Genomic DNA, 5,365 nt, shown 5'->3' on the forward strand with positions numbered 1-5,365 from the left:
AGCATGTTTAAATTTGTCTTTTGCGCTGCAAACGGGTATCAAAAGAACCTGACTTTGCTTTTTTCTCGCACCATAGCGGGGCGTATGCTGCTCAAAAAAAGCTATAGAAGAACCTTTCGCTCCCCGTTTTCGCTTGCAAAATCAAAATGTAAACAAGCTCTAAGACGTTGGCAGAAGAAATGCTGAAGGGCTCCTACTGCTCCTCAAAAAACGCCACCAACGCGCCGGCATACGCCTCATCCCAGCCCTCCACCATATCCCTGTACGCCTCATCCGGGATATTGGTCTGCTTCACCTCCATAGAGGTGCCCTGCTTGTGCGGGTGCAGTTTGATGGTGACAATAGAGTCTTCGGGTTCGCCTTCAAAGTACCAGTGCTGTACCAGCTTCCGGCCCTCCTCAAACTCCAGGTTCTTGCCTACAATGCTGCCGTCCCAGAGCGAGAACTCGGTACCGGGTTCAGTAGACATCTGGGCTTTGTCTCCGGTCCAGATCTCCAGGGTGATGGGGTTGGTGAGGGCAATGTACACTTCCTCAGGGGTGGCCGGAAGAAGGTAGTATTTTTTGAAGTCTTGCATGTGCGAAGATATTCAGGGAACAGCCTTAAATAAAAACAGCCAGCCACTTATTTCGTCTCAGTAATTTGTCCGTTGGCGGTAATGGTAAAGCGTTTACGGGTAACAGTGAGCTTTCTGGTATTGGGAACCTCGTTGTACTGGGCGTCAAACTGCCAGCGGGTGGTGCTGTCAAGGTGCACAATAGAAAGATCTTTCTGTATGGTAAACTGCTCTGAGTGGGAAAAGCCTGGTTCTTCCCCGCAGGGGTTGAACTTTAGGTCCTGTTCATCCAGCAGAACGCCTTCTTGGGAAAAAGTCCTGAGGCGGGGCAACGTTTCATCTGCCGGAAAAAGCGCCAGTACTGCCATAACGCCTTTAGACACGGGAATGCGCCGGTAGGGGATTTCAAGCGGTTTCAGGAAAGCCCGGGTGGTAGCGGTGTCAATGGTTTCGGCCAGCACATAGTCAAACGAACAGGTAGCTGTAAACGGAAGCGTGAGCGCCGGCAGTTCCTGCGTAAAACGCTGGAACGTAACCTGTGGCGCAGGCGCCACAGAAGACTCTACCGTCTCAGCGGTAGGGGCGGTCTCATATTGGGTGGCATTGTCTCTGGTGCAGGAGCATAGAAACCCAACAAGCACCAGAGCCGGGAAGGAAAGGCGGTTCATAGATGCCTTATACGGGACGCCCGGCAAAAAAAGATGTGACACCGCCTCTGGAGGTCCTGATGTTGTGTTTTCGGGCTGTTTTTCTGAAAACAGGCCAAAAACGCAAAACTGCTTTAAACCTTCCACCAGCTGCTGCCGCCTTGAAAACCCCCGGAGTTGAACCAGAAACAGACCGTTTCTGTTTTCGGCCTGTTTTCACGAAAGTAGGCCGAAAACAGCCGTTTGGGCGGGGAAGGCATTCAGTACAAAGAAAAGGCCGCCACCTCACCTGCATGAAGTAGCGGCCTTGCTTATCTTGAGCCGGAGCGGTTATTCCCCGGCTTCGGGCGTGGCCCGGCGGCTAGGCTGCGGGCGTTTGTTATTCTGCTCGGTCTCTCTGTTGATCTCCGTGATGTCCACCGTCTGGGAGAAGTCGCCCAGCAGGTATTTAGAGAAATAATCGGCGGTCATCCAGAAGGAGTACTCGGTCATGTCTCCGTAGCCGTGGCGCTGGCCGGGCATGAGCACCAGATCAAACCGCTTGTTGGCCTTGATCAGGGCGTCTGCCATTCTAATGGTGTTGGCGGGGTGCACGTTGTTGTCAATGTCGCCGTGGGTGAGCAGCAGGTGGCCTTTCAGGTTCTTGGCCAGGTCTGGGTTCTTGTCAATGCTGTACTGGAACGTGGTATCGCCTTTGGCGGAAATCACTTCTTTCACGCCGTGGTGTTTCTCAGACCACCAGCGGTTGTAGATGTTGTTCTCATGGTTACCCGCGCCAGACACGGCCACTTTGAAGAAGTCTGGGTACACCAGCATGGCCGCCGTTGACATAAAGCCCCCGCCGCTGTGGCCGGTAATGCCTACGCGGTTAATGTCAATGAAAGAGTATTTGTCTGCCAACTGCTCTGCGGCGGCTTTCTTATCAGCCAGGCCGTAGTCCCGCAGGTTGCCGTAGCCGTAGGTATGGTACCACCGGGATCGGGCCGGGTGGCCGCCGCGGTTCCCCACGGTAATCACCACAAAACCCAGCTGCGCCAAACGGTCCATGCGGTCCATGCTGCGCCCAAACGCCTTGTTCACCGCCTCGGTCTGCGGACCGGGGTAGATGTACTCAATGATGGGGTACTGCTTGGTGGAGTCAAAGTCAAAGGGCTTGTACATGACGCCGTACAGGTCCGTGATGCCGTCATCGGCTTTCACCTTGAACGGCTCCGGGAATTTGTAGCCAGCCGCCATTAATCTGGACAAGTCTGCGGTTTCCAGGTCCATGACTTTCTTGCCGTTGTTGTCATACAGCACAGATTTAGGAACCGTATTCACCCGCGAGGAATTGTTGACAAAGAAGCGGCGGCTGTCGCTCATGCTGGAAGCGTGGTCAAAGTCACCGCGGTTCAACAGTTTCAGGTTAGAGCCGTCAAAGTTCACGCGGTACAGGTGCAGGTAATACGGGTCTTCCTTGGCTTCGCGGCCGTTGGCCGAAAAATAGAGGACCCGGGCTTTCTCATCAATGGCCACTAAGTCTTCGCAGTGGAAAGGGCCCGAGGTGATCTGGTTTTTGAGTTTCCCGTTGCCGTCATAGAGGTAGAAATGGCCCCAGCCGTCGCGCTCAGACCAGTGAATGAGTTCGTTCCCGCCGTTCACCAAGCCTACGCGGGCTACTTCTACGTAGGTGTTGAAGCGCTCTTCAATGATGGGTTTCACCGTGCCTGAGGGTACATCCAGGGCGCACACGTCAATCTTCTTCAGGTCACGGCTGGTGCGGGTGAAATAGATCTTGTTGTTGGTGCCATGCCACACACTGGGGCGGAACTCGTCATCCCGGGCACTTTGCTTTGAAGGGGCCGGCCATACAGACAGTTCCTGGTCTTTGAAAGCGGCGGCGGTGATTTTCTTCTGGGTTTTCTCTGGGAAGTTAAACAAGACAAACTCTCTGATAGGTGCCTCTTTCTCGCCGGGCATCTGGTATTTGTACGTCTCCAGCGCCGGGCGGCCCGCCGCCGTGTTATGGATCACCCACAGGTCTTTCACCTTGCGGGCGTCTGTGCGGGTGAGCAGGAAATACTTAGAATCTGGCGACCACAGCACGTACGCGGGCTTGCGGTTGTTCTTGTTCTTCTCCTTCTCCACGTTGTTCTCGCCGTTAGAGTCGCCGCCGTAGCTGTAGTACTCTATGCCGTCTTTGGTAAGCTGGTTTTCTACAATGGTAGAGTCTTTCTCGTTTTTGAGGGCCTTTTCATAGTTGGCCTTGTCCATCCAGTAGAGGTTGTAGTTCTTGGCGAAAATCACAAACTTCTGGTCTGGGGAGATGGAAGCCCACGTAGGCTTGCGTTTCGGTTTCTCGTAGTCTTTGAGCTCGGTGAGTTGGCGGGTGGCCAGGTTGTACTGGAAATAATGGGTTTTCTTCTCCAGTGAATCTGGCGCTTTCTTATCAAGGCGGTCTTTCTTTACCACGTCCACGGTGCTTTTTACCTCAAACTGCACGCTTTTCTCGTCCTCGGTGAACTTGAGGTTTTCTATGGGCAGGTGCTGCGCGTCAAACGGGTCTTTGACAATCAAGGTGATGGCGGCCGCCACTTTGTCCAGGTCAAAAATGGCGCGCTTAGATTTAGTGGCCGGATCTACCACGTACCAGTTCTTGCCGCTGGAGGTCTCGTACTGGTACCAGAACTGGTCGGTTTTCTTGAGCCAGTGCGGGTCTACGCTGGTGCTGAAGATGAGCTTCTCCAGTTTTTTGGGAGAGAAGCGGGCGGCTAAGGCATAATTGGCTTTGGAAGGCTGCCCGGGCTGGGCGTGCAGGCTCAGGCTGGCCCATAGAAAGGCCGCCAGAAAAGAGAGCATTCTCATGTAAAGGGTGGTCAGTTGGTTTGGAGAGCTGAAGGTACAAAACAACCTCCTGATTTCCGCCGCCGCCCGTGTTTTCTGGACAGACGCAGGCAGAGAAACCGCTGGGGGACAACGGCATGCTCTGGGGTGTTCTTTTGCCCGGCCACGAGAAGCAGCGTTTCTGTTTCCGGGCTGTTTTCCAGAAAACAGCCCGGAAACAGAACGAGTCTTGCGGCATCAAAGCCGTCTTTACTTGTTCGGCAGCGCTTCTTTCACCCCACGCGTCATCTCCCGCTTGCCGGGCGGGCCGGGCAAGGCTTCAACGGCGAACCCTGCCGCTTTGAGGCTGCGCTTGAAACTGCCTTTGGCGCAGTAGGTGACCAACGTTCCGCCCGGGGCCAGGCAGTCATACATTTTCTGGAAGATGGCGTCTGTCCAGAGGTGGGGCTGTTTCTCTGGCGCAAACGCGTCAAAGTAAATCAGGTCATATTGTTCTGGGGCAGGGGCGAAGGCTTCCAGGTCGGTTTCCAGTTTACGAAGCGTGAACTGTGGGCTAACGGCCACCGGCTGCTCCCAGGGGGCGGCGTGCAGGGGCAGAAAGAAGTCCAGCAGCTCCGGGTTCAGAATGAACTTCTCAAACTGAAGCTGCTGTACCACCTCCGGCGCGAGAGGGTATTTCTCCAGCGTGTCATACCGGACCGTGGCCCCGGTGAGCCGAGAGTGCTGCAGGGTAAGCAGCGCGTTCAAGCCCGTGCCGAACCCCACCTCCAGCACCCGTACTGTAGGCAGGCGGTGCAGCGTTGCCTCCAGCCCCATCTTGATAAACACGTGCAATGACTCCTGCAGCGCCCCGTGCACTGAATGGTAGTGTTCATTCAGCTCCGGCACAAAAAGCGTGGTAGAGCCGTCTTTGGTTTGCCTTACCTCCAAATTCATTTTCAAAAGTAAGAATTCAGAATTAAGAATTAGGAATTTCTGGAAAGAGGAGGAGGCCGTTTTCGGGCTGTTTTCTGAAAAACAGGTCAAAAACAGAATCTACATCTTTCAGCGTCTGCCAAAGCAAGCTTCTCACCAAACGGGAGTCTGAGGCTAAGCGTGATGTTCTAAAGAGGAAGTGACCATTGAAGAACACATAATGCTGCAACTGGAGCCGCACAGAAACGTCACTACCTGCCCGGATTGGCGGCCAGAGCAGGCTTTTTCTTACCAGTTCGGAATAATGTTCAACATATTGGGTATGTAATAGGGGATATATAGAATAAGCTCTTATTGGTTGAGTTTTATTTTAAAGTTATGGAGAGCACATGCGATGAGCATGACCTCATCTCTTAATTTATGG

At 53.8% G+C, this 5,365-nt stretch carries 5 protein-coding genes; 1 reads left to right on the forward strand and 4 read right to left on the reverse strand.

The annotated features are described in order from the left end of the window. Window positions 1–186, forward strand: a 186-nt coding sequence (locus tag A8O25_RS23615; RefSeq protein WP_206598736.1) for a hypothetical protein, incomplete at its 5' end; no start/stop codon positions are given. A gap of 7 nt (window positions 187–193) precedes the next feature. On the opposite strand, the gene A8O25_RS21925 is transcribed toward A8O25_RS23615, so the two are convergent. The 4 genes from A8O25_RS21925 to mnmC2 form a co-directional block, all read right to left on the reverse strand. Beyond that, window positions 194–577 carry an SRPBCC domain-containing protein gene (locus A8O25_RS21925; RefSeq protein ID WP_066839733.1) on the reverse strand — a complete coding sequence of 128 codons (384 nt, stop codon included), beginning with the start codon at window positions 575–577 and terminating at the stop codon, window positions 194–196. Between the two features lie 47 nt (window positions 578–624). Continuing rightward, window positions 625–1,224, reverse strand: a complete 600-nt coding sequence (locus A8O25_RS21930) for a hypothetical protein (protein ID WP_066839735.1) — start codon at window positions 1,222–1,224, stop codon at window positions 625–627. Window positions 1,225–1,533: 309 nt separating this feature from the next. Then, complete coding sequence (locus A8O25_RS21935) at window positions 1,534–4,047, reverse strand: S9 family peptidase (RefSeq protein WP_066839737.1); 2,514 nt, start codon at window positions 4,045–4,047, stop codon at window positions 1,534–1,536. Window positions 4,048–4,275: 228 nt separating this feature from the next. Then, window positions 4,276–4,962, reverse strand: a complete 687-nt coding sequence (mnmC2, locus tag A8O25_RS21940; protein ID WP_066839739.1) for a tRNA (5-methylaminomethyl-2-thiouridine)(34)-methyltransferase MnmC2 — start codon at window positions 4,960–4,962, stop codon at window positions 4,276–4,278. Window positions 4,963–5,365 lie beyond the last annotated feature (403 nt).

The organism is Rufibacter ruber, assembly GCF_001647275.1.
GTDB classification, from domain to species: Bacteria; Bacteroidota; Bacteroidia; order Cytophagales; family Hymenobacteraceae; genus Nibribacter; species Nibribacter ruber_C.